This window comes from Mycobacterium sp. pW045 (assembly GCF_041287085.1).
In the GTDB taxonomy this organism is placed as follows: Bacteria; Actinomycetota; Actinomycetes; order Mycobacteriales; family Mycobacteriaceae; genus Mycobacterium; species Mycobacterium algericum_A.
Genome location: NZ_JBGGKU010000003.1, coordinates 275,739 through 296,932 on the forward strand (window position 1 = coordinate 275,739; position 21,194 = coordinate 296,932).

Annotated in this window: 23 protein-coding genes; 17 read left to right on the forward strand and 6 right to left on the reverse strand. The window is 69.6% G+C overall.

The window, feature by feature from the left end:
- Positions 1-81 precede the first annotated feature (81 nt).
- From ACAG20_RS06160 to ACAG20_RS06220, 13 genes are all read left to right on the forward strand, one after another.
- Entirely contained in the window at positions 82-1,839 is a 1,758-nt protein-coding gene (locus ACAG20_RS06160) for a carbamoyltransferase (RefSeq protein ID WP_370491942.1), read from the forward strand.
- Positions 1,836-3,344 carry an HAD-IIIA family hydrolase gene (locus ACAG20_RS06165; protein WP_370491943.1) on the forward strand — a complete coding sequence of 503 codons (1,509 nt, stop codon included), beginning with the start codon at positions 1,836-1,838 and terminating at the stop codon, positions 3,342-3,344. Before ACAG20_RS06160 ends, ACAG20_RS06165 begins: the two co-directional genes overlap by 4 nt.
- Positions 3,341-4,378 carry a glycosyltransferase family 9 protein gene (locus tag ACAG20_RS06170; protein WP_370491944.1) on the forward strand — a complete coding sequence of 346 codons (1,038 nt, stop codon included), beginning with the start codon at positions 3,341-3,343 and terminating at the stop codon, positions 4,376-4,378. Before ACAG20_RS06165 ends, ACAG20_RS06170 begins: the two co-directional genes overlap by 4 nt.
- On the forward strand, positions 4,375-4,947 hold the full coding sequence (locus tag ACAG20_RS06175) for an SIS domain-containing protein (protein WP_370491945.1): 573 nt from the start codon (positions 4,375-4,377) through the stop codon (positions 4,945-4,947). Before ACAG20_RS06170 ends, ACAG20_RS06175 begins: the two co-directional genes overlap by 4 nt.
- Positions 4,947-6,332 carry a PfkB family carbohydrate kinase gene (locus tag ACAG20_RS06180; protein WP_370491946.1) on the forward strand — a complete coding sequence of 462 codons (1,386 nt, stop codon included), beginning with the start codon at positions 4,947-4,949 and terminating at the stop codon, positions 6,330-6,332. Before ACAG20_RS06175 ends, ACAG20_RS06180 begins: the two co-directional genes overlap by 1 nt.
- A gap of 19 nt (positions 6,333-6,351) precedes the next feature.
- Positions 6,352-7,041 (forward strand): SDR family oxidoreductase, encoded by a 690-nt coding sequence (locus ACAG20_RS06185; RefSeq protein WP_370491947.1) that lies wholly within the window; start codon positions 6,352-6,354, stop codon positions 7,039-7,041.
- The gene (locus ACAG20_RS06190; protein ID WP_370491948.1) at positions 7,038-7,973 is read left to right on the forward strand and encodes a glycosyltransferase family 9 protein; all 936 of its coding nucleotides are present in this window, start codon (positions 7,038-7,040) and stop codon (positions 7,971-7,973) included. The genes ACAG20_RS06185 and ACAG20_RS06190 overlap by 4 nt, the downstream gene beginning before the upstream one ends.
- The gene (locus ACAG20_RS06195; protein ID WP_370491949.1) at positions 7,970-9,271 is read left to right on the forward strand and encodes a UDP-glucose/GDP-mannose dehydrogenase family protein; all 1,302 of its coding nucleotides are present in this window, start codon (positions 7,970-7,972) and stop codon (positions 9,269-9,271) included. Before ACAG20_RS06190 ends, ACAG20_RS06195 begins: the two co-directional genes overlap by 4 nt.
- A gap of 213 nt (positions 9,272-9,484) precedes the next feature.
- Positions 9,485-10,177 (forward strand): UdgX family uracil-DNA binding protein, encoded by a 693-nt coding sequence (locus ACAG20_RS06200; protein ID WP_370491950.1) that lies wholly within the window; start codon positions 9,485-9,487, stop codon positions 10,175-10,177.
- A gap of 27 nt (positions 10,178-10,204) precedes the next feature.
- Positions 10,205-12,022, forward strand: a complete 1,818-nt coding sequence (locus tag ACAG20_RS06205) for a thiamine pyrophosphate-requiring protein (RefSeq protein ID WP_370491951.1) — start codon at positions 10,205-10,207, stop codon at positions 12,020-12,022.
- On the forward strand, positions 12,022-15,150 hold the full coding sequence (locus tag ACAG20_RS06210; protein ID WP_370491952.1) for an FAD-binding and (Fe-S)-binding domain-containing protein: 3,129 nt from the start codon (positions 12,022-12,024) through the stop codon (positions 15,148-15,150). Before ACAG20_RS06205 ends, ACAG20_RS06210 begins: the two co-directional genes overlap by 1 nt.
- 97 nt (positions 15,151-15,247) lie before the next feature.
- Positions 15,248-15,931: a HemK2/MTQ2 family protein methyltransferase gene (locus ACAG20_RS06215; protein WP_370492069.1), complete on the forward strand. Its 684-nt coding sequence runs from the start codon at positions 15,248-15,250 to the stop codon at positions 15,929-15,931.
- Positions 15,928-16,155, forward strand: a complete 228-nt coding sequence (locus tag ACAG20_RS06220) for a CDGSH iron-sulfur domain-containing protein (RefSeq protein ID WP_112685287.1) — start codon at positions 15,928-15,930, stop codon at positions 16,153-16,155. The genes ACAG20_RS06215 and ACAG20_RS06220 overlap by 4 nt, the downstream gene beginning before the upstream one ends.
- Positions 16,156-16,188: 33 nt before the next feature.
- Here the strand turns inward: ACAG20_RS06220 and ACAG20_RS06225 are convergent, their stop codons facing one another.
- Both ACAG20_RS06225 and ACAG20_RS06230 read right to left on the reverse strand, forming a co-directional pair.
- Positions 16,189-16,404 (reverse strand): hypothetical protein, encoded by a 216-nt coding sequence (locus tag ACAG20_RS06225; RefSeq protein ID WP_112685285.1) that lies wholly within the window; start codon positions 16,402-16,404, stop codon positions 16,189-16,191.
- On the reverse strand, positions 16,388-16,798 hold the full coding sequence (locus ACAG20_RS06230) for a MerR family transcriptional regulator (RefSeq protein ID WP_370492070.1): 411 nt from the start codon (positions 16,796-16,798) through the stop codon (positions 16,388-16,390). The genes ACAG20_RS06225 and ACAG20_RS06230 overlap by 17 nt, the downstream gene beginning before the upstream one ends.
- Positions 16,799-16,922: 124 nt before the next feature.
- On the opposite strand from ACAG20_RS06230, the gene ACAG20_RS06235 reads away from it, so the two are divergent.
- From ACAG20_RS06235 to ACAG20_RS06245, 3 genes are all read left to right on the forward strand, one after another.
- The gene (locus tag ACAG20_RS06235; protein WP_112685327.1) at positions 16,923-17,345 is read left to right on the forward strand and encodes an Hsp20/alpha crystallin family protein; all 423 of its coding nucleotides are present in this window, start codon (positions 16,923-16,925) and stop codon (positions 17,343-17,345) included.
- 47 nt (positions 17,346-17,392) lie between these two features.
- Complete coding sequence (locus tag ACAG20_RS06240; RefSeq protein WP_370491953.1) at positions 17,393-17,725, forward strand: hypothetical protein; 333 nt, start codon at positions 17,393-17,395, stop codon at positions 17,723-17,725.
- Positions 17,726-17,852: 127 nt separating this feature from the next.
- The gene (locus ACAG20_RS06245) at positions 17,853-18,158 is read left to right on the forward strand and encodes a J domain-containing protein (protein ID WP_370491955.1); all 306 of its coding nucleotides are present in this window, start codon (positions 17,853-17,855) and stop codon (positions 18,156-18,158) included.
- Positions 18,159-18,179: 21 nt separating this feature from the next.
- Here ACAG20_RS06245 and ACAG20_RS06250 read toward each other — a convergent pair whose 3' ends face one another.
- The 4 genes from ACAG20_RS06250 to ACAG20_RS06265 all read right to left on the reverse strand — a co-directional run bounded on the left by ACAG20_RS06250 (position 18,180) and on the right by ACAG20_RS06265 (position 20,546).
- A complete protein-coding gene (locus ACAG20_RS06250) occupies positions 18,180-19,040 on the reverse strand; it encodes a cyclopropane mycolic acid synthase family methyltransferase (protein ID WP_370491956.1) in 861 nt (286 codons plus the stop codon).
- 80 nt (positions 19,041-19,120) lie between these two features.
- On the reverse strand, positions 19,121-20,071 hold the full coding sequence (locus ACAG20_RS06255; RefSeq protein WP_370491957.1) for an anti-sigma factor RsbA family regulatory protein: 951 nt from the start codon (positions 20,069-20,071) through the stop codon (positions 19,121-19,123).
- 69 nt (positions 20,072-20,140) lie between these two features.
- Positions 20,141-20,296 (reverse strand): hypothetical protein, encoded by a 156-nt coding sequence (locus ACAG20_RS06260; protein ID WP_370491958.1) that lies wholly within the window; start codon positions 20,294-20,296, stop codon positions 20,141-20,143.
- A gap of 16 nt (positions 20,297-20,312) precedes the next feature.
- The gene (locus ACAG20_RS06265; RefSeq protein ID WP_112685275.1) at positions 20,313-20,546 is read right to left on the reverse strand and encodes a hypothetical protein; all 234 of its coding nucleotides are present in this window, start codon (positions 20,544-20,546) and stop codon (positions 20,313-20,315) included.
- Positions 20,547-20,690: 144 nt separating this feature from the next.
- Here ACAG20_RS06265 and ACAG20_RS06270 point away from each other — a divergent pair, with 144 nt between their 5' ends.
- Positions 20,691-21,188, forward strand: coding sequence for a hypothetical protein (locus tag ACAG20_RS06270; protein ID WP_370492071.1), 498 nt, complete (start codon positions 20,691-20,693; stop codon positions 21,186-21,188).
- Positions 21,189-21,194: the final 6 nt, after the last annotated feature.

Consider the following 21,194-nt stretch of genomic DNA (forward strand, 5'->3'; position numbering starts at 1 on the left):
TTCCAGCACCCGTTTAGCAGCGTTGCTGGTGGGTATCTCCCCTGCAAGCAAGGCGGTTCTCGCAGTCGGGGGGTGGTTCTGGTGCGAGTACTGGGGATCAACGCGGTCTTCCACGACCCGGCCGCCGCCCTGGTCGTCGACGGCCGGATCGTCGCGGCGGCCGAAGAGGAGCGGTTCACCCGGCGTAAGCACGGCAAGCAGGCGGTGGCGTTCTCCACCTGGGAGCTGCCGGTGCACGCCGCCCGGTGGTGTCTGGAGCAGGGCGGGATCGCCGCGGCTGAGGTGGATGCGGTCGGCTACTCCTATGACCCGGCGCTGGCCGAGACCGGCGGTTCAGCGAGCCTCGACGAAGGAGAGGGGAAGCTGGGACCGCCGCATCGGCACGGCGGTTCAGCGAGCCTCGACGAAGGAGAGGGGAAGCTGGGACCGCCGCATCGGCACGGCGGGGTGCTCGAGGGTCAGGACCGCGACTGGGAGCACCTGCGCACCATGTACGCGCGCCGGGCCCCGATGTTTCTGGCCGCGGCGCTGCCCGGGCTGGACCCCGGCGTGGTGCGCCACGTGCGGCACCATGTCGCGCACGCGGCGTCGGCGGCGCTGGCCTCCCCGTTTCGCGACAGCGCCGTACTGGTGGTCGACGGCCGCGGTGAGGCGACCTCGATGCTGGCCGGCGAATACCGGGACCAGAAGCTGGATATCCTTGCCTCCCAAGCGTTGCCGCATTCGCTGGGCCTGCTCTACGAAGATCTCACCGAGCATCTCGGGTTCACCCGGTCCAGTGACGAGTACAAGGTGATGGCGATGGCCTCCTATGGCCGGCCCCGCTACGCCGAAAAGTTGCGCCAGCTGGTGTACTCCTGCCCGGACGGCACATTTCGCACCCACGGCGTCGACTTCGCCGAGCTCACCCGCCCGCGCGGCCGCGACGAGGACGGCCTGGACCCGGTGCACGCCGACCTGGCCTGCAGCGTGCAGCGGGTGGTCGAGCAGGTGCTGGCCGACACGGTGGCCTGGCTCGCAGCCCGCAGCAAAGCCGACACTCTCTGCCTGGCCGGGGGAGTGGCGCTCAACTGCGTGGCCAACAGCGCCCTGTTCAACCGCGGCGACTTCCGCGAGATCTGGGTGCAACCGGCCGCCGGTGATTCCGGCACCGCGCTGGGGGCGGCACTGGCGGTGGCAGCCGAGCACGGCGGTTCAGCGACCCTCGAGCCGATGCCATCGGCGTCGCTGGGCCGCTCCTTCACCGACGAGCAGATCGCCGCGGTGCTGGCCGAGGCCGACATCCGTTACGAACGCCCCGCCGACATCGCGATCGCGGTCGGCGAAATACTGGCCGGCGACGGCATCGTCGGATGGTTCCAGGGGGCCGCCGAATTCGGCCCGCGGGCACTGGGGAACCGGTCGCTGCTGGCTGACCCCCGTCGCGCCGGCAACCTGGAGCGGCTCAACCGGGTCAAGGGCCGCGAACAGTTCCGCCCCGTCGCGCCGATGGTGCTCGCCGAGCGTGCCGCGGAGATCTTCACCGGCGGCCCGTTGCCCAGCCCGTACATGCTGTTCGTCCACGACGTCGTCGAGACATGGCGCGAACGCATTCCCGCGGTCACCCACGTCGACGGCACCGCGCGCATCCAGACCGTCGACGCCGACCAGCCGCTGCTGCACGCGATGATCAGCGCGTTTGCCGAGCGCACCGGAGTGCCGGTGGTGGTCAACACCAGCTTCAACACCGCCGGACGGCCGATGGTGGACAGCCCGCGCGATGCGCTGGAATGCTTCGGCAGCGCTCCCATCGACGCATTGGCCATGGGGCCCTTCCTGATTCGGCGGCACACGCAATGAACCCGAGCTACGCAGTGGTGATACCCACCATTGGGCGCCCCTCACTGAACCGGCTGCTGACCGCGCTGTGCGACGGCGATCGGCTGCCGGCCGGCGAGGTGATCATCGTCGACGACCGGCCCGGGCCGGCCCGGCCGCTGTGGCCGGAGGCGGGCGTCCTGCCGGTCACCGTGCTGCGCTCGGGCGGGCGCGGCCCGGCCGCGGCTCGCAACGTCGGCTGGCGCGCCGCCCGCGCAGACTGGATCTGCTTCCTCGACGACGACGTGGTGCCGGGGGAGGACTGGTGCGCCCGGCTGGAAACCGACCTGCGGGCCGCCGGCCCCGAGGTGGTCGGATCCCAGGCCACGATCGTGGTGCCGGTGCCGGCGGATCGCCGCCCGCGCGACGACGAACGGCGCACCCTGCGGCTCTCCGACGCCCGGTGGATCACCGCCGACATGGCCTATCGGCGCGACGCATTGGTGGCCTGCGGCGGTTTCGATGAGCGCTTTCCGCGGGCGTACCGCGAGGATGCCGACATCGCGTTGCGGCTGACCCGGGCCGGGGGCCGGATCACCGACGGCAGCCGCGAATCGGTGCACCCGATCCCGCCGCGCACATCGGCGCTGCGAACCGCGTTGAGCAGCGTTATCGCCCAGCGCGGCAACCGCGACGACGCGCTGATGCGCCGCAAGCACGGCCGCGGCTGGCGCAGCGCGATCGGCGAGGGCCCCGGCCGGCTGCCGCTGCACCTGGCCAGTTGCGGCGCCGCGCTGCTCGCCCTACTGGCCCTGTCCACCGGCCGGCGCGCGATGCTGCGGGCCGCGGCAGCGAGCTGGCTCGGCCTGACGGCAGAATGCGCGCTGCGCCGGATCGCCGCCGGGCCCCGCAGTGGCCGCGAGATCGCGGCGATGGCGGTGTCCAGCGCGCTGATCCCGCCGGTGGCGGTGGCTCACCGGATCGCCGGCGCGGTGCGGTTCCGCAACGCACCGGCCGAACCCCCGCTGGCGGTACTGCTCGACCGCGACGACACCCTGATTCAGGACGGCCCGTATCTGGCCGATCCGGCCGGGGTGGTACCGCTGCCGCACGCCCGGCGGGCGCTGGCGCGGCTGCGCCGGCACGGTCTGCGGCTGGCGGTGGTGAGCAATCAATCCGGGGTGGCCAAGGGGTTGATCAGCCCCGAACAGCTGGCCGCGGTCAATTCCCGGGTCGATGAGCTGCTCGGCCCGTTCGACAGTTGGCAGGTCTGCCAGCACGATGACGGCGACGGCTGCGGCTGCCGTAAACCCGCTCCCGGGCTGGTGTCGGCGGCCGCCGAGGCACTCGAGGTGGCGCCCCGGCGCTGCGTGATGATCGGCGACACCGGCGGCGATGTCGCCGCCGCGCTGGCCGCCGACGCCGACGCAATCCTGGTGCCCACCCGGCGCACCCGCACCGCCGAGATCGCCGACGCTCGCGCCAACGCCGCGGTGGCCCGCTCGCTGAACGCTGCGGTCTCCCTGGTGCTCAAGGGGATTCGGTGAGCACCGCGGTCATCGCGCGGCTCGACAGCCTCGGTGACGTGCTGATCACCGGGCTGGCGGTGCGGGCCGTCGCCGCCGCACACGACCGGGTGGTGTTTCTGGCCGGCCCACGCGGCGCCGCCGCCGCCGAGCTGCTGCCCGGGGTGGACCGGGTGCTGCGATGGCGGGCCGGCTGGGTGGACTTCGACGCCGGCCCGGTGACCGCACCGGCGGTGGCCGAACTGGTCGACATGCTGGCGGCCGAACGCCCCGATGTGCTGTTGATCCTCACCTCGTTTCACCAGTCGCCGCTGCCGCTGGCGCTGATCGGCCGGATGGCGGGGGTGGGCTGGATCGGGGCGATCTGCACCGACTACCCGGGCAGCCTGCTGGACCTGCGCCACCCCGACCCCGGTGACGTCCCCGAACCGCTGCGGGCGCTGTCGCTGGCACAAGCCGCTGGTTGGCAGCTGCCGCACGGCGACGACGGCCGGCTGCGGGTCAAGGGTTTACCGCGGCTCTGCGGTCCGCTGCGCGCCGCCCTCGGCGCCGGCGACTACGTGGCGTTTCACCCCGGTGCCGCGGTACCGGCCCGCCGGCCGTCGGCGGATCGATCCGCTGCGTTGGTGGCCGCGCTGGCGCGGGCCGGGCATCACGTCGTCGTCACCGGCACCGTCGCCGACCGGGAGCTCACCGCCCGGGTCGCCGGTGACCGGGCAACCGACCTGGGCGGGCGCACCGCGCTGGCCGAGCTGGGCGCGGTGTTCGCCGGCGCCCGGGCGGTGGTGGCGCCCAACACCGGACCGGCCCACCTGGCCGCGGCGGTGGGTTCGCCGATCGTCTCGTTGTTCGCGCCGGTGGTGCCCGCGCAGCGCTGGCGCCCCTACGGCGTCCCGGTGGTGTTGTGCGGTGATCAGCGCGCACCGTGCCGCGGCAGCCGGGCCCGACACTGTCCCGTCGCGGGCCATCCCTGTCTGGACGGCATCGCCGCCGCAGACGTGGTGGCGGCCGTGGCCCGAGTCGGAGTCCCCGAAACGGAAGAGGTGCCCGCATGATCGCACGACACATGGCCGAGCTGGAACAGGCGATCGCGCGGGTACGGCCGGCGGCCGCCCAGCTGTCGGATTGGGGAGCGAGGCTGGCCGAGGTGCTGGTCGGCGGCGGCCGCTTGCTGGCCTGCGGCAACGGTGGCAGCGCCGCCGAAGCCCAGCACCTGACCGCGGAACTGGTCGGCCGCTTCCATCACGAACGAGAACCGTTGTCGGCCATCGCCTTACACGCTGACACCTCGGCAGCCACGGCGATCGTCAACGATTACGGGCCCGAGGAGATGTTCGCCCGCGGGGTGCGTGCCCACGGCCGGCGCGGCGACGTGCTGGTGTCGCTGTCCACCAGTGGCACCAGCCGCAACGTGCTGGCCGCGGTGAAGGCGGCCCAGGAGATCGGCGTCACCACCTGGTCGTTGACCGGCCCGGCACCCAACCCGCTGCTGACGATGAGCGACGACGGCATCGGCGTGGAGGCCGACTCAACGGCCACCGTGCAGGAGATCCACCTGCTGCTGCTGCACAGCCTGTGCCTGGCCGTGGACGCCGTGCTGCTCGACAACGAACGGGTGCTGTAATGAAACCACTTGTAGTCATCGGTGATTCGATGCTCGACGTCGATGTGGACGGCTCGGCCAGCCGGCTGTCGCCGGAGGCGCCGGTCCCGGTGGTCGACCCGGAGCGCATCTGGCAGCGGCCGGGCGGAGCCGGCCTGGCGGCGGTGCTGGCCGCCCGGGAGTACCCCGACGTCGTGCTGGTCACCGCCACCGCCGACGACGCCACCGGCCGTAGCCTGGCCAAGATCTTCGCCGACGACCACCCGGGCATCCGGGTGATCGGGCTGCCGCTGTGCGGCGGCACCCTCAGCAAGATCCGCATCCGGGCCGGCGGGCAGTCGGTGGTGCGCGTCGACCACGGCGACGGCTATGCGGCCGACGAGCGACTGCCCGCCGAGATCGGCGAGCTGTTCGGTGAGGCTGCCGCGATCTGCGTCGCCGACTACGGCCACGGCGTTGCCTCCCACGAGAAGCTGCGTGGCGCGCTGACCGCGGCGGCGGCGCACACGCCCGTGGTCTGGGACCCGCACCCGCGCGGCGCGGTGCCGATCCCGCGTTGCGCCCTGGTGACCCCCAATGACGCCGAAGCGAAGATCTTCGCGCCGTCCGCGGGCGGCGGACAGCGGGCAGACGCGCTGCGGCGAGCCTGGAACGCCGGCGCGGTCAGCATCACGATGGGCGCCGGTGGGGCGATGTTTGCCGACGCCCAGCATGCCGCGCACCATATCGACCCGCCGGCGACGGCCGGCGGCCGCAGCGATACCTGCGGCGCCGGTGACCGTTTCGCGGTGGCCGCCGCGATGGCGCTGGCCGACGGCGCCGACGCGATGACGGCCGCAACCACCGCGGTCACCGACGCCTCCCGCTTCGTGGTGACCGGCGGCGCGGCCGGCGTGTCGAGCGCCATGCCGATGCCCGGCGGGATCGATCTGACCACGCCGGACGCCGCGGTCACCGGGATGGCGGCGGTGACGGCGCTGGCCCAGCGGGTGCGGCGGCGCGGCGGCACGCTGGTGGCCACCGGCGGGTGCTTCGACCTGCTGCACACCGGGCACGTCCGGTTGCTGCGCCGGGCCCGCGACCTCGGCGACGCGCTGGTGGTGCTGATCAACTCCGACGACTCGGTGCGCGCCCTCAAAGGCGCCGGGCGCCCGGTGGTGGCCGCCGAGGACCGTGCCCGGGTGCTGGCCGCGTTGGCCTGCGTGGACGGTGTGGCGATCTTCCACGAGACCTCGCCGACAGCGGTGCTCGAGCGGCTGCGCCCCGACATCTGGGTCAAAGGCGGTGACTACGGCGGAGTGGAGCTACCCGAGGCGGACACGGTGCGCCGCAACGGCGGCCAGGTGATGGTGCTGCCCACCATCCCGGGCTACTCGTCGTCGAAGTTGATCGCCGCCGTCCGCTAGCGAGCAGAAGGAGTGGGAGATGGACCGACTGGGCAACATCTTGATCGCCGGTGGCGCCTCCGGGCTGGGCGCCGCCACCGTGCGGGCGGTGCGACGCGCCGGCGGGACACCGCTGGTGATCGACATCAACCAACCGGCCGAAGAGGTCGCCTATCGGTGCGCGGATCTGGCCGACACCGTGGCGGTCGAGGACGCGGTGGCCGAATTGGCCGGCGCTGCCGGCCAACCGCTGCGCGGGGTGTTCACCCCGGCGGGTGTCGACAGCTGCGGGCGGCTGGACCACGTCCCGGCCAAAGACTGGGAGCGGGTGCTGCACGTCAATCTGTTGGGCACCGCCGCGGTGATTCGTGCCGCGCTGCCGTATCTCGACTGCGAGGGGGCGCGCATCGTCACCTGTGCCTCGACGCTCGGCATCAAAGCGGTCAGCGACGCTACCGCCTACTGCGCCTCCAAGTTCGGGGTCGTCGGCTTCACCCGCGCACTGGCGGCCGAACTGGCCGGTGAGGTCGGCGTGACGCTGCTCATCCCCGGCGGAATGACCACGCCGTTCTTCGACGGCCGCGCCGAGCAGTACAAGCCGCCGCCGGACGCCAAACTCAACGACCCCGACCAGGTGGCCGAGGCGGTGCTGTTCGCGCTGCGCCAGCCGACCGGCAGCGAGATCCGGGAAATGGTGGTGTGCTGCAGCGAGGAAGCGTCGTGGCCATGACCGACGAAACCGTGTTGGTGCTGCGCGCGCTGGGAGTGGGCGACCTGCTCACCGGCGTGCCAGCGCTGCGCGGACTGCGACGGGCGTATCCGTCGGCGCGGATCGTGCTGGCCACGCCCGGGCCGCTGGAACCGCTGGCACGCTGCTGCACCGCGGTCGACGAGGTGGCGCCGACCGCCGGCCTCGGTGAACTGCACTGGTCCGGCCCGGCGCCGCAGCTGGCGGTCAACCTGCACGGCCGGGGTCCGCAGAGCATCGCCGATTTGATGTCCACCGGCGCCGAAACCGTGATCAGCCACGCCAATTGCGACTATCCCGCGGTGCAGGGACCGCCCTGGCGTGACGACCTGCACGACGTGGACCGATGGTGCATGTTGCTCGAATCGGCGGGAATCGCCTGCCGGCCCGGGGAACTCGGTATCGGCCGACCGCCGGGGTACCCGCGCCGGGACGGCGTGGTGGTGATCCACCCCGGGGCCGCGGCGGCGGCGCGGCGCTGGCCCCCGGACCGGTTCGGCGCCGTCGCCGCAGCGCTGAGCCGGGCCGGCCACCGGGTGGTGGTGACCGGCTCGGCCGCGGAACGGTCGCTGGCCGAGGCCGTCGCCGCCTACGCCGGATTGAGATCGACCTCGGTGCTCGCCGGTGAGCTGGACCTGCTGGGCGTGGTCGCGTTGATCAGCGACGCCCGGCTGCTGGTGTGCGGCGACACCGGCATCGGCCACATCGCCACCGCCACCGGCACGGCGTCGGTGCTGCTGTTCGGTCCGACCCCGCCGGCGCATTGGGGTCCGCGCGGCCCGGGCCCACACATCGCCATCTGGGCCGGTGACCGCGGCGACCCGCACGGCGACCGCCCGGACGCGGGACTGCTGTTGATCACGCCGGCGCGGGTGATCGCGGCAGCCCGGCAGATCCTCGCGGAGTGCGCGTGAGCATCCCGCTGGTAGGCGTCGTCGGAGCCGGATATGTCGGCTTGACCAGCGCGGTGTGCCTGGCCGCCAAGGGTGTCGACACGGTGTGCATCGACACCGACCGGCGTCGCGTCGCCGACTTGGGCGCCGGCCACGCCGCCATCGACGAGCCGGGTATCAACGATCTGCTGGGCGCCGCCCTGGCGCGCGGCACCCTACGCGTCACCGGCGACTACGGCACCCTGGCCGACCGCGACGTCGTCTTCGTCTGCGTCCCCACCCCGACCAGTGACGACGGCAGCGCCGACCTGAGCGCCGTCGAACGCGTCATCGGCCGACTGGCCGACACCATGGCGCCGGGATCGGTGGTGGCCGTGAAATCCACGGTTCCGCCGGGCACCTGCCGGCATATCGGGCAGCGGTTGGTGGCTCGCGGCATCCAGGTGGTGGCCAACCCCGAGTTCCTGCGGGAGGGTTTCGCCGTCGAGGATTTCCAGCACCCCGACCGGGTGGTGATCGGGGCCGACCCGGAGCAGCGGGCGGCGGCCGACCGGGTGGCGCAGCTCTACGCCGGCGAGTGCGCCACCATCTTGCAGATGAGCCCGGAGAGTGCGGAGCTGGCCAAGTACGCCAGCAACGCCTTCCTGGCGGTCAAGCTGTCCTTCGTCAACTCGCTGGCCCAGCTCGCCAGCCGGGTCGACGCCGATATCGCCGATATCGCCCGGTGCATGGGCGCCGACCCGCGCATCGGCCCGCACTTTCTGCGGCCGGGCCCGGGCTGGGGCGGCTCCTGCCTGCCCAAGGACAGCGCAGCCCTGGTCTGCACCGGCCGGGCGCACGGTGTCGAGCTGCCGGAGATCGAATCGGCCCGGCGTACCAACGCCGCCCAGGTGCAGCGCATCGCCGCCTTGCTGGGCCGGCAGACGGGCCGCTCGCCGGCCGAACTGAAAGTCGCGGTGCTGGGTCTGACGTTCAAAGCCGGCACCAGCGACATCCGCGACTCCCCGGCGATCGCGGTCTGCGACGGTCTGCGGCACATCGGCGCCCAGGTCACTGCCTACGATCCGCGGCTGGCGGCAATCGACACCGCGCGGCTGCCCACCGCCGTCGCCGACGACCCCTACGTCGCCGCCAAGGACGCCGACGTGATCGTGGTGCTCACCGAGTGGCCCGACTTCGCCGCGCTGGACTGGGATGCCATCGCCCGGTGCGCGGCCACCGGTGCGGTGGTCGTCGACACCCGCAACATCGTCGACCGCCGTGCGGTCGGCGGAGCACGGCTGGCCTGTCTGGGCAACGGGACACCGGGGGGCTACTGACCCCACCGCTGATCCACGGCGGCGGCCTCCCGGTTGCCGGTAAACGCCGCGCCGACCACGATTAGCCCCCGCCCTGACGGGTATGCCTGCCACATGACGACCCTGGGTTACGCGTTGTCCTGCGAGGAGTTTGGCCCCAACGAGCTGGTCCGGCAGGAGGGGTTCTTCGCCTTCTGGGAAGCCGAGATCGCGCCGGAATTGGCGGCATGAGCCGTGGTGACGACGAAGGTGCCGGGAGCGCAACGCTATCTGCCCGACAGCCGGACGCTGAGCGCACTGCGGGAGGCGGCCGCCGGGTGTCACGGCTGCGAGCTGTATCGCGACGCCACCCAGACCGTGTTCGGCGAGGGCCCCCGCGGGGCGCCGTTGATGCTGGTCGGTGAGCAGCCCGGCGACCAGGAGGATCGGGCCGGCCATCCGTTCGTCGGTCCGGCGGGGCGGTTGCTGGACCGGGCGATCCGCGACGCGGGCATCGACCCGCAGCTGGTGTATGCCACCAACGCGGTCAAGCACTTCAAATTCACCCGCCGGGAAGGCAAGCGCCGGATCCACCAGAAGCCCGGCCGAACCGAGGTGGTGGCGTGCCGGCCGTGGCTGATCGCCGAGATCGACGCGGTGCGCCCGCAACTGGTGGTCTGCCTGGGGGCCACCGCCGCGCAATCGCTGCTGGGCGCGGCGTTCCGGGTCTCCACCGGACGCGGGGAGTTGCTGCACCCGCCGACCGGTGTCCAGTGCCGGCCGCCGGTGCTGGCGACCGTGCATCCCTCGGCGGTGCTGCGAGACCGCAGGGACCGGCGCGATGAGGCCTACCGCGCGTTCGTCGACGACTTACGCGTGGCCGCCAGTGCGGCGACCGGCAGCACCGCTTGTAGGACGGCGCTGTTTGACAACGAGGGCGACGGGTAACCGTTTGCCGATAGAAGGGAGCGCACCATGCCGAAAACCGCGGACTTCATCATCGACCGGCTACGCCAGTGGGGGGTGCACCGGATCTTCGGATATCCCGGGGACGGCATCCTCTCCATGCTCGGCGCACTAGACCGGGCCAACGGCGATCCGGAGCTGATCCAGCCCCGGCACGAGGAGATGGGCGCGTTCATGGCGACCGGGCACGCCAAATTCACCGGCGAACTCGGCTGCTGCCTGGCCACCTCCGGCGGCGGCGCGATCCACCTGCTGAACGGGCTCTACGACGCGAAACTCGACCACCAGCCGGTGGTCGCCATCGTCGGTCAGCAGAAGCGGATGTCGCTGGGCGCGGCGTTCCAGCAGGAGATCGACCCGATGTCGCTGTACAAGGACGTCTCATCGGACTTCATCCAAACCTGCATGGCGCCCGTGCAAGCCAGGCATCTGGTGGATCGGGCGTGCAAGGTGGCGCTGACGAATCGGACGGTGGCCACCATCATCCTGCCGGAGGACGTCGCCGAGGAAGACGCGGTGCCCTCGCCGCCGCGGATGCACGGCGCGGTGTACAGCAGCGTCGGCTGGAGCCGGTCGCGGATGTTGCCGGCGAAGCCCGAGCTGCAGAAGGCGGCCGACATTCTCAACGACGCCAAGAAGGTGGCGATTCTGATCGGCGCCGGCGCCGCCGACGCCTCCGATGAGGTGGTGCAGGTCGCCGAGTTGCTGGGTGCCGGAGTGGCCAAGACCGCCCTGGGACGGGCCGCGCTGCCCGATGACCTGCCGTATGTCACCGGTCCGATCGGGCTGCTCGGCTCCACTGCCAGCGAAGCGATGATGTCCGGGGCCGACACCTTGTTCATGATCGGATCGAGCTTCCCCTACTCCGAATGGCTGCCCAAAGAAGGGCAGTGCCGCGGGGTGGAGATCAACCACGACGGCCGGATGATCGGCGTGCGGTACCCGATGGACGCGAATCTGATCGGTGACTCCAAAGACACCTTGCAAGAGCTGATCCCGCTGCTGAAGCGCAAAGACGACCGGTCCTGGCGGGAGAAGATCGAAAGCGAAGTGCAGGAGTGGTGGCGGGTGCTCGACAAGCGGGCCCACGACAAGGCCAACCCGCTCAACCCCGAACTGGTGGTGCACGAGCTGTCCAAGCGGCTGCCCGACAACTCCGTCATCACCTGCGATGCCGGCTCGGTGGCCAACTGGTGGGCGCGGCATCTGCGGCTGCGCCCGGGGATGGCCGCCTCACTGGCCGGCAACCTCGCCACCATGGGGCCCGGCACGCCGTATGCGATCGCCGCCAAGCTGGCCCATCCGGGTCGCCCGGTGATCGCCCTGGTGGGCGACGGGGTGTTCCAGATGAACGGCCTGGCCGAGATGATCACCGTCAAGCGCTACAAGGAGCGGCTGTCCAAAGGCCCGCTGATCTTCTGCGTGTTCAACAACCAGGACCTCAACCAGGTCACCTTCGAGCAGCGGGCGATGGGCGGGGAGAAGAAATTCGAAGGCTCCCAATACATTCCGGATGTGCCATATGCCGAGTTCGCCAAGCTGCTGGGCCTGACCGGTATCCGCTGCGATGACCCGGCGGACATCGGGAACGCCTGGGATCAGGCGCTGTCGGCCACCACCCCGGTGGTGCTGGAAGTGGTCGTCGACGCCGACGTCGCCCCGGTGCCGCCGCAGATCCGGATGGACATCGCGAAGAACACCGCCAAGGCGATGATCAAGGACCCGGACCGGGTCAGCATCGCCACCAAGGGCGCCAAGCAGAAGATGCACGAGTTCACCGAGTCGGCCAAGCAGACCGTGCGAGACCTGCGCGACAAGGACGATTAGTGAGCCTGCTCGGCCACCGGCACACCGAGCAGATCCCCGCCCGGCCGGACAGCCGGTTCGTGGCGGGGATGGCGGCGGTCGACCGCGTCAACGTCATCGGACTGGAAAAGCAGTTGCGCCGCCACGTCGAAGGCGAGGTGCGCTTCGACGCCGGCACCAAGGCGATGTACGCCAACGATGCGTCGAACTACCGGCAGGTGCCGATCGGGGTGGTCGTGCCCAAGACCATCGAGGACGTGGTGCAGACCGTGCGGGCCTGTCACGGCTATCGGGCGCCGGTGCTGTGCCGCGGCGGCGGGACCAGCCTGTCGGGGGAGACCGTCAACGTGGCGGTGGTCATCGACTTCTCGCAGTACCTGACCGAGATCGTCGACATCGACGCGGGACAACGGCTGGCCACGGTGCAGACCGGGGTGATCAACGAGCAGCTCAACAAGACGACCGGTGAGTACGGCTTGGTGTTCGGGCCGGACCCGTCGTCGCATTCGCGGTGCACGCTGGGCGGCAATATCGGCAATAACTCGTGCGGGGTGCATTCCATCCAGGCCCACCTCTACGGACCGGGGCCCCGCACCTCGGACAACACCCACGCGCTGGAGGTCATCACCTACGACGGCGCCCAGTTCTGGGTGGGCAACAACGAAGAGTCGAAGATCGATGCGATTATCGCCCAGGGCGGCCGGAAGGGCGAGATCTATGCCGCGCTGCGCGCGCTGCGTGACAAGTATGCCGACGACATCCGCCGCGGCTATCCCGACGTCGAGGAGCTGCCGCGCCGGGTCTCTGGTTATAACCTCGACGAACTGTTGCCGGAGAAGGGTTTCAACGTCGCGCGCGCGCTGGTGGGAACCGAAAGCACCTGCGCGGTCGTCTTGAACGCGACCGTGATGCTCACCCCGGCGATGATCCACCGCAGCGTGGTGGTGGTGGCCTTCGACTCGCTCGGCGACGCCGGCGACCTGGCGCCGGAGATCCTGGAGTCCAAGCCGATCGGGTGCGAGGCGGTGGACAAGCTGCTGGTGCACGATCAAGAGCTGACCGGTACCAACGCCGCCGGCAGAGCGGCGTTGCCGCAGCTGGATTCGGCCGGGGCCTGGCTGATGGTGCAGTTCGGATCCGATGACGCACGCGATTCGTCGGCGCAGGCGCAGCGGTTCGTCGAGTGGTTGCAGAACAAGAAGGGCTTCGACTCCGACCGCGTCGTGATGGCCCGCAGCGAGCAGGACGGCGGCAATAGCGCTGAGTTGTGGGCGATCCGGGAAGCGGGTCTGGGGTCGACGGCGTTCCCGGTGGACAGCGGCAACCACTGGCCCGGCTGGGAGGATTCCGCGGTGTCGCCGGCGCGGGTCGGCGATTACGTGCGAGACCTGCAGCGGCTCTACGTCGATCATGGGCTGCGCGGCGCCATGTACGGACATCTGGGGGAGGGCTGCATCCACTCCCGGATCAATTTCGATCTGCGCCACAAGGACGGGCTGAAGACATACCGGCATTTTATGGAAGCCGCCGGCGATCTGGTGGCCTCCTACGGCGGATCCATGTCGGGTGAGCACGGCGACGGCCAGCAGCGCGCCGAGCTGCTCGGAAAACAGTACGGTCCGCGGCTGATCGACGCGATGCGGGAGTTCAAGACGATCTGGGATCCGCTGTGGAAGATGAACCCCGGCAAGGTCGTCGACGCCTACCGGTTCGACGAGAACCTCAAGCTCGGCACCGACTACAACCCGCCGCGCCCGCAGGTGAAGTTCGCCTACCCCGAGGATCACGGCGACTTCTCCCACGCCGCGCTGCGCTGCGTCGGCGTGGGCAAATGCCGGGTGCCCGAGGCGCAGGACACCATGTGCCCCAGCTATCAGGTCACCCGGGAGGAGAAGCACTCCACCCGGGGCCGTGCCCGGCTGCTGTTCGAGATGCTGCGCGGCGAGGTGATCCAAGACGGCTGGCAGTCAACCGAAGTCGCCGACGCACTGGACCTGTGCCTGGCGTGCAAGGGCTGCACCAACGACTGCCCGGTCAACGTCGACATCCCGACCTACAAGTCGGAGTTCCTCTACCACCACTACCGCTCGTGGCGGCGGTGGCGGCCCCGCTACGCCTACGCCTTCGGCTTCATCGACCAGGCCGCCCGGCTGGCCGCCAAGGTGCCGGAGCTGGCGAACTTGGCCACCCAGACCCCGGTGTTGTCCCGGCTGGCCAAGTTCGTCGGCGGCATCGACCGGCAACGCGCACTGCCGACGTTCGCGCCGATGACGTTGCAGCAGTGGTTCTCCCAACGGCCCGTGATCAACTCCGGGGGGCCGCGGGTCATCCTGTTCCCCGACACCTTCAACAACCACCTGCACACCGATGTCGGCGTCGCCTGCGTGCAGGCCATCGAAGCGGCCGGCTGGCAGGTGATCATGCCACGGGGCCACATCTGCTGCGGACGTCCGCTGTATGACTACGGCTTTCTCGACTTCGCGAAACGCTATCTGCTAAACGTTCTTTCCCAGCTGCGCGACGAGATCCGTGACGACACCCCGGTGGTCGGGATGGAGCCGAGCTGCCTGGCGGTGTTCAAAGACGAGCTGCCCAAGCTGCTCCCATACGACGACGACGCCGAGCGGCTGGTGCGCAACAGCTATCACTTCGCGGAGTTCTTCGCCGAGTTCGGTCTCGAGGTGCCCAAGACGCCGGGGTTGCGGGCACTGCTGTGGGGGCACTGTCATCAGCGGGCGACGGGCGGCGTCGACGCCGATCAGCAGGTGCTGCAACGCATGGGCGTGGACGTCGCGCCCGTATCGGGGGGCTGCTGCGGGCTGGCCGGGTCGTTCGGTTTCGAGCAGGGCAAGTATCAGCTGTCTCTGGCCTGCGGTGAGCAGGCGCTGTTCCCGGCGGTCCGCGACCACCCCGACGCGATGGTGGTGGCCGACGGCTTCTCCTGCCAGACGCAGCTGCGCGACGCCGGCGCGGCATCGCCGCTGCACCTGGGACAGCTGATGGCGGATATCGGCTCGGCCGGCAGGCCGGGGCGCCCGGTACCCGGCAAGGGGGTACGCGCCGTCCGCACCGCGGGACCGGTTGCTGTGCTCGCAGCAGCGGGAGCGGTCACCGCATTCGGCTTACGGCGACGCGAACGCGCCGGCTGACCTGGGTTGCCCGCCGTAACGGTGCCCCCGTTACGGGAGTGGCCAATGGCGTTTGTCGGCGGCTGCAGCTGGGTAAACGGGCTAGGTGAACCCCACCATCGCCACGTACGCTACCCGGCCGCAGCTGCTGACCCCGATCGGTGTCTATGCGCCGCAGCAGGATTCGCACCTATTGGTCGACGTCATGGAGTCGTCTGGGCTGGCCCGCCGGCGCCGGGTGCTGGACCTGTGCACCGGGTCCGGTGTGGTGGCGATCGCCGCGGCCGGCCTGGGCGCCGGCAGCGTCACCGCATTCGACATCTGTCCGCGGGCGGTCCGGTGCGCCCGGGATAACGCGGGTGCGGCCGGTGTCGACATCGAGATCCGGCAGGGGCCGTGGACCGGCGCGTTGAGCTGCGAGCCATTCGACCTGATCGTGTCGAATCCGCCGTATGTGCCCAGCCCGCGCCACAGCGGGCCGGTCCCGGTGGCAGGCGGTCCGGAGTGGTCGTGGAACGGTGGCGTCGACGGCCGGATCGTTCTGGACCCACTGTGCCGCTCGGCGGCGACGCTGTTGCGCAGCGGTGGATCGATGTTGCTGGTCCAGTCCGCGCTGGCCGATGCCGGCCGATCGCTGAAAGCATTGCGGGACAGCGGCCTGGATGCGGACATCGCGGCTACCCGGTGGATCCCGTTCGGCCCGGTGCTGTCCGCGCGTGCCGACTGGCTGGAACGAACCGGCCGAATGCCCCGCGGCTGCCGCGAGGAGCAACTGGTCGTGATACGGGCGGACAAGCCGTGAGTGAGCAGCAGCCCCACCTGGTACAGCCGGTGCGAAACGGTCCGGTGCTGGTCGCCGGGCCGGTGCGCATCGAAACCCCCGGCGGCGTCGTGGAATCGGATCGGTTCATGGTCGCGATCTGTGCCTGTGGGCGCAGCCGCACCTACCCGCTGTGCGACACCAGCCATCGGCGGCGTGACCCGTCGTCGCGCCACGTCGACGGCGACCCGGCCGACGCCGAGTAGTCCGACCGGGGCTGCGTTGCTGACCGGGCCGCGCTACTGCTCGATGTCGTAGTCGTCGTGCGGAAGCGGAACGCTGATCGCCTGATCGATCACGTCGGCCGGGTTGGCGTCCTTGTCGTGGATGTTCTCGAGATGGGCCGGGTCCAGCCCGGCCTCCTCGTCGCCGACGTCGGCCGGCAGCCACTGTTCGGCACGGTCCGCCTCCGGGATGCCATCGCTCGGCGACAGTCCTTCAGCGTCGATCATCATGACCCCTTTCGGTTCCGCGCTCGCGCGCTGCGCCTGCTCGCTTCGCTCGCTGCGCGACGAGCAGGGCATAGTCCGACTTCAGCTGGTCGTTATCCGATCTGAGTCGATTGTTGTCCGACTTCAGCCGGTGGTTGTCCGATTCCAGCCGGACGTTTCGGGCTTCCAGCCCGAGGATCTCCCCGATGCCGGCCACGTTGACCCCCACACCGGCCAGCTCGACGATGCGCCGCAGCCGCGCCAGGTCGTCGTCACTGTAACGGCGGGTGCCGCCCGCGGTGCGCGCCGGCGTGAGCAGGCCGCGCCGCTCGTAGAGCCGCAACGTCTGCTGACCGACACCGGATAACTCTGCCGCCACGGAGATGCTGTATACCCCGAGCCCGGATCGGGCATTCATGTTCTCGGTCAAGGTGCGTCGCTTCCGTTCGTCGGAGATCCTCTTGCACGAACCTACCATCAGTGCTATATAAAAATCTATGTCAGCAGACATAGATGATCTGCTGCAGATTGAGGAGGTGGAGATGATGTTGATGCGTACCGACCCGTTCCGTGATCTCGACCGCTGGACCCAGCAGGTCTTGGGCACCGCGGCGCGGCCGGCGGTCATGCCCATGGATGCCTGGCGAGACGGTGATCAGTTCATCGTCGAGTTCGACCTGCCGGGGATCAAAGAAGACTCGCTGGACCTCGATGTCGAACGCAACGTGCTGACGGTGCACGCCGAACGGCCGGGACTTGATCAGAATCGCGAGATGGTGTCGGCGGAACGGCCGCGCGGCGTGTTCAGCCGACAGCTTTTCCTGGGCGACAACCTCGATGCCGAGCACATCCAGGCCAGTTACCAGGACGGGGTGCTTCGGGTGACCATTCCGGTCGCGGAGAAGGCAAAGCCGCGCCGGATCAAGGTCGCCAGCGGACACGGCGAGCGGGCCATCAACGCCTGATAGCGAGGGGCCGGGAGGCGGTTTGCGCGGTGAAGGAGGTGAGCGGCATGACCACCGACACGTTGACCGCGGAGGTGCTTGAGGAGGCGGACCGCATCGTGCGCGCCGAATGGCTGCGCCTGCTGGCCGCGGCGATCCCGGAGTGCTGTCACGCGGTGCACACCGAAATGCCCGCCGCCCGGCCCCGACCCCCCGAGCTCGCCATTCGTAACGCCACACCCGAGCGGCGTGGCGCGCCACCACCGGGGAGTCCTCGTAACCGGTCGGATACGCGGCGGCGCAGCCGGCGAGTCTGGCCGACGCAACGGTCGCCTCCGGGCGGCTACCCCCCCGATGCCGTCCGCCGCGTGATGACGGGAGGTGATGATCCAACGCGATGAGCGCCGCGCGGTCCGGCGTGGCCCCGCTGCCCACCCTGCTCTCCCGGGCAGCGGGACCCGCCGACCCGCAGCAAAAAAGTCCTGGAGTTGGTGAGCGACCGAGTTGGTAAGCGACCTTGGTGACGTGATGAACGAGAGCCCCGATCCCTACGACATACTGGGAGTGCCGCATTCGGCCACCCCGGCACAGATCAGCCATGCGTTCCGCATCAAGGTGCGCAGCCTTCACCCCGACAGCGGCTATGCGGGTTCGTCCCCACCCGATGATGCGGCCGCACGACTGCGGCAGCTGCTTTGCGCATATGACGCATTGCGTCGGAGCGGCCACCAATCCGCCGCGGCCGGTCCGGTCACCATCCCCGTCAGCTACCGCCGGCAGTCCTCGTCATCGCAGGACTACCTGCGGGCAGGCCCGGTGCGACGGCACCGCTGACGCAAGGCGCGGCCGGCGGCGTCACTTCCGCAGCGTGTACTGGTGAACACTGGTGTAGCCGTCCCGGAACAGCGGCACGCAGCCGTTGAGGTACTTGTCGTAACGGTCATAGACCTCTTGGGACTGCGCGGCGATCGCCTGCTCTTTGTTGGCGGCCAGCGCGGCGGCCCAATCCTGCAGCGTCCGCACGTAGTTGGGGCCGATCTCGTGGATGCGGGCGACAGCGAATCCGGCTTCGGCTGCACGGTCGGCAACCATAGCGGCTGTCGGCAGCTGACCGCCGGGGAAGATCTCGGTCATGATGAACTTGTTGAATCGGACCAGGCTCATGGTCAGCGGAAGACCCAACCGCTGGGCGTCGTCCTGGGTGATTGCGGTGATGGTGTGCAACAGCATCGCCCCGTCGGACGGCAGAACGCGGTAGGCCGTCTTGAAGAATTCGGGGTAACGGTTGTGCCCGAAGTGTTCGAAGGCGCCGATGGATACGATGCGATCGACCGGCTCGTCGAATTCTTCCCAGCCTTGCAGACGCACCTCCACGCGGCGCCGGGTTGGCACCCGGGCCAGCTTGGCGACCGCGTATTCGCGTTGTCGCTCACTGAGTGTCAGTCCGATGACGTTGACATCGAATTTTTCCAGTGCTCGGCTCATCCCGCCGCCCCAGCCGCAGCCGATATCCAGCAACGTCATCCCGGGCTCCAGTCCCAGCTTTCCCAAAGCCAGGTCGAACTTGGCGTTCTGCGCCTCGTCGCGGGTGGTGTCCGGATCCGGGTAGTAGCCGCAGGTGTAGCCCATCGTCGGGCCTAGGAACAGCTCGAAGAACTCATTGGAGATGTCGTAGATCGACTGCAGCTCAGCGTATTTAGGTTCAAAATTGGCCATCGGTTTCTCCCGCTACTCCAACCCGGTGTCATTGTGGATGTGCTCGAGCAAGGTGGCGGTCGGCCCGGCGGGTGGGGCGCTCATGCTGACTCCCTGATCCGCAGGTGCGCCTGCACCGTGGTCCCGGATGCTGCGGTGTGGATTCGCACCAGGTCCGCGGTGGCGTTGACCACGAACAATCCGAACCCTTGCGGGTCGTCGTACGTGATCGGCCGCCGGCCCGCCATCGGGTCCGCCAGGTGGCCAAAGTCGCGCGCCTGGCAGATCAATTGTCCGGCCGACTCCCACAGCAGCAGGGTGCACGGGCCGCGCCCGTGCTGCAGACTGTTGGAGGCCAGTTCGTTGACGATCAGTTGCAGGTCGGCGATGTCGGCATCGGAGAATCCGAACCAGCGGGCGTACTTGGCGGCGAACGCCCGGGCTACGGCCAGATCGCTGAGTTCGTTCAGGGTGCAGCTCGCCGCTGTCGGACTGCTCGGCAACGGCTCGTTGTAGCGTGCCCAGGCCGCCTCGGGGGCGAAGGCCGCGCTGCTGCGCTCCGGATGTCCGGCACCGTCCAGGCGCGGATGGGTGATCTCGGCGTCGAGGAGGACGTCGGAGTTCAAATTCGTTGCGTCATACGGGCATACAGCCGTGACCTCCCGGCCGGTGAACGCCCAGTTGATCAGGGCTTCATGTTGGACACAGGCCGGATACTCCTGATCGGATCGGCCCTGCCAGACCGGTTCGCCGACCATCCGCACCGGTCCGGTGGGATGTTGGGCGGCAAACGCGCCGAACACACCGCCGATGATGTGCCCGGGATTGCGTCCGACCCGGCTCATATCCGCCATCGTCACGGAATCGGCCATCCCCCCGGGAAGGGCGTCTCGCAACAGCGAGAGATTGGGTTCGGGCACCGCCACCAGGACGGGGATCCGGGCGGCCGCACTATCGGCGAGGAACGGCACCAGGTGCGCTACGTAATCCCTCGGTGATCGGTAGAACAGCGCGATATGACTGAAGGAGCCGTGGTCGGCAGCGGCAGCCATCGCATGAGCCCCCGTCATTGAACGGGCCGCAGAACCCGGTCAGTCTAACGCTGCCGGGGGCGGCGCTGGTCAATACCAGTAACGCCGACCACCCACCGGACGCCCGATCGCTCCCAGAATCCATAGTGCCGCGCCGATCACCACCAGAATGATTCCGATCGTCCACAACACATTGATCTTGAGAACGAGCGCCAGAATAAGCAAGATCACTCCGAGTGCAATCATCACCGATCCCTTCTGTTTAAACGATCCGAACGACCGCACCCTGCGACGAGGGCTGCGGTACATGGCAATCCGTCACGACCGGGTTGAACCCGAGATAGTTCAGCGGGCCGGCCAGTGTGGTGACCGCAATGGTTCCGGCAGTCGCGCAACTGGTCTCGTGCCCATGGAAATAGTCTCGCTGCCATGCGGCGAAAACGCCGATAAGCAGCCATATCAGCACAATCGCACCGGCCAGCCCACCGATCCGCATCCGTCCTCCATTCATCTGTACCCCCGATAATTCCCGCTTCCATCGCTGTCGAAACCTCGATGTTTGGTGCCTGCAGCAGCGGGGTACGTCCGCAAATCTGCGGACATCGACGAACGCGAGGAACGCGAGGACGGAGTGCGGCAGATGATGTTGCTGGGCCCGGGCGAATCCGGTTTGCGGGCAGGAAGTCACGCAGAATGGATCGGCGAAGCCGGCGAGCTCGTCGATCACATGCTGCGCAACGTCGCGCACGGCCGCTTCGAGCGGTCGTTGTCGGCGATGACGGCGTTCGCCGCGGTGGTGACGACCGCCGAGATCTATCTCGAGCATTACAAGGCCGGCTTCGGCAACAAATGGATGTGGAGCCCGGTGCTGGTCACGCCGCCGGTGGTGGTCGCCGGCATCGGCGGGGTGTTCTCCCGCCGCTGGGCCAAACGCTGGCTGCCGTTGACGGCCGGCGTCTATGCCGCCAACGGCCTGCTCGGGGAGTACCTGCACGCCCGCGGAGTGGCCCGCAAACCGGGCGGTTGGCGGAATGCGTCCTACAACGTTCCGATGGGCCCGCCGATCGCGGCACCCGGCCTGATGGCGATGGTCGGCGGCATGGGGCTCTTGGCCGCGGTGCTGCGCCGCGAACGCTGACGGGCC

Excerpts from the sequence above, each read along its gene's own strand:
- ACAG20_RS06165 (WP_370491943.1), top strand. The coding sequence starts at position 1,836 with ATGAACCCGAGCTACGCAGTGGTGATACCCACCATTGGGCGCCCCTCA.
- ACAG20_RS06175 (WP_370491945.1), top strand. The coding sequence starts at position 4,375 with ATGATCGCACGACACATGGCCGAGCTGGAACAGGCGATCGCGCGGGTA.
- ACAG20_RS06180 (WP_370491946.1), top strand. The coding sequence starts at position 4,947 with ATGAAACCACTTGTAGTCATCGGTGATTCGATGCTCGACGTCGATGTG.
- ACAG20_RS06185 (WP_370491947.1), top strand. The coding sequence starts at position 6,352 with ATGGACCGACTGGGCAACATCTTGATCGCCGGTGGCGCCTCCGGGCTG.
- ACAG20_RS06190 (WP_370491948.1), top strand. The coding sequence starts at position 7,038 with ATGACCGACGAAACCGTGTTGGTGCTGCGCGCGCTGGGAGTGGGCGAC.
- ACAG20_RS06205 (WP_370491951.1), top strand. The coding sequence starts at position 10,205 with ATGCCGAAAACCGCGGACTTCATCATCGACCGGCTACGCCAGTGGGGG.
- ACAG20_RS06225 (WP_112685285.1), bottom strand. The coding sequence starts at position 16,404 with ATGATGATCGACGCTGAAGGACTGTCGCCGAGCGATGGCATCCCGGAG.
- ACAG20_RS06230 (WP_370492070.1), bottom strand. The coding sequence starts at position 16,798 with ATGAATGCCCGATCCGGGCTCGGGGTATACAGCATCTCCGTGGCGGCA.
- ACAG20_RS06235 (WP_112685327.1), top strand. The coding sequence starts at position 16,923 with ATGATGTTGATGCGTACCGACCCGTTCCGTGATCTCGACCGCTGGACC.
- ACAG20_RS06240 (WP_370491953.1), top strand. The coding sequence starts at position 17,393 with ATGACCACCGACACGTTGACCGCGGAGGTGCTTGAGGAGGCGGACCGC.
- ACAG20_RS06245 (WP_370491955.1), top strand. The coding sequence starts at position 17,853 with ATGAACGAGAGCCCCGATCCCTACGACATACTGGGAGTGCCGCATTCG.
- ACAG20_RS06250 (WP_370491956.1), bottom strand. The coding sequence starts at position 19,040 with ATGGCCAATTTTGAACCTAAATACGCTGAGCTGCAGTCGATCTACGAC.
- ACAG20_RS06255 (WP_370491957.1), bottom strand. The coding sequence starts at position 20,071 with ATGGCTGCCGCTGCCGACCACGGCTCCTTCAGTCATATCGCGCTGTTC.
- ACAG20_RS06260 (WP_370491958.1), bottom strand. The coding sequence starts at position 20,296 with ATGATTGCACTCGGAGTGATCTTGCTTATTCTGGCGCTCGTTCTCAAG.
- ACAG20_RS06265 (WP_112685275.1), bottom strand. The coding sequence starts at position 20,546 with ATGCGGATCGGTGGGCTGGCCGGTGCGATTGTGCTGATATGGCTGCTT.
- ACAG20_RS06270 (WP_370492071.1), top strand. The coding sequence starts at position 20,691 with ATGATGTTGCTGGGCCCGGGCGAATCCGGTTTGCGGGCAGGAAGTCAC.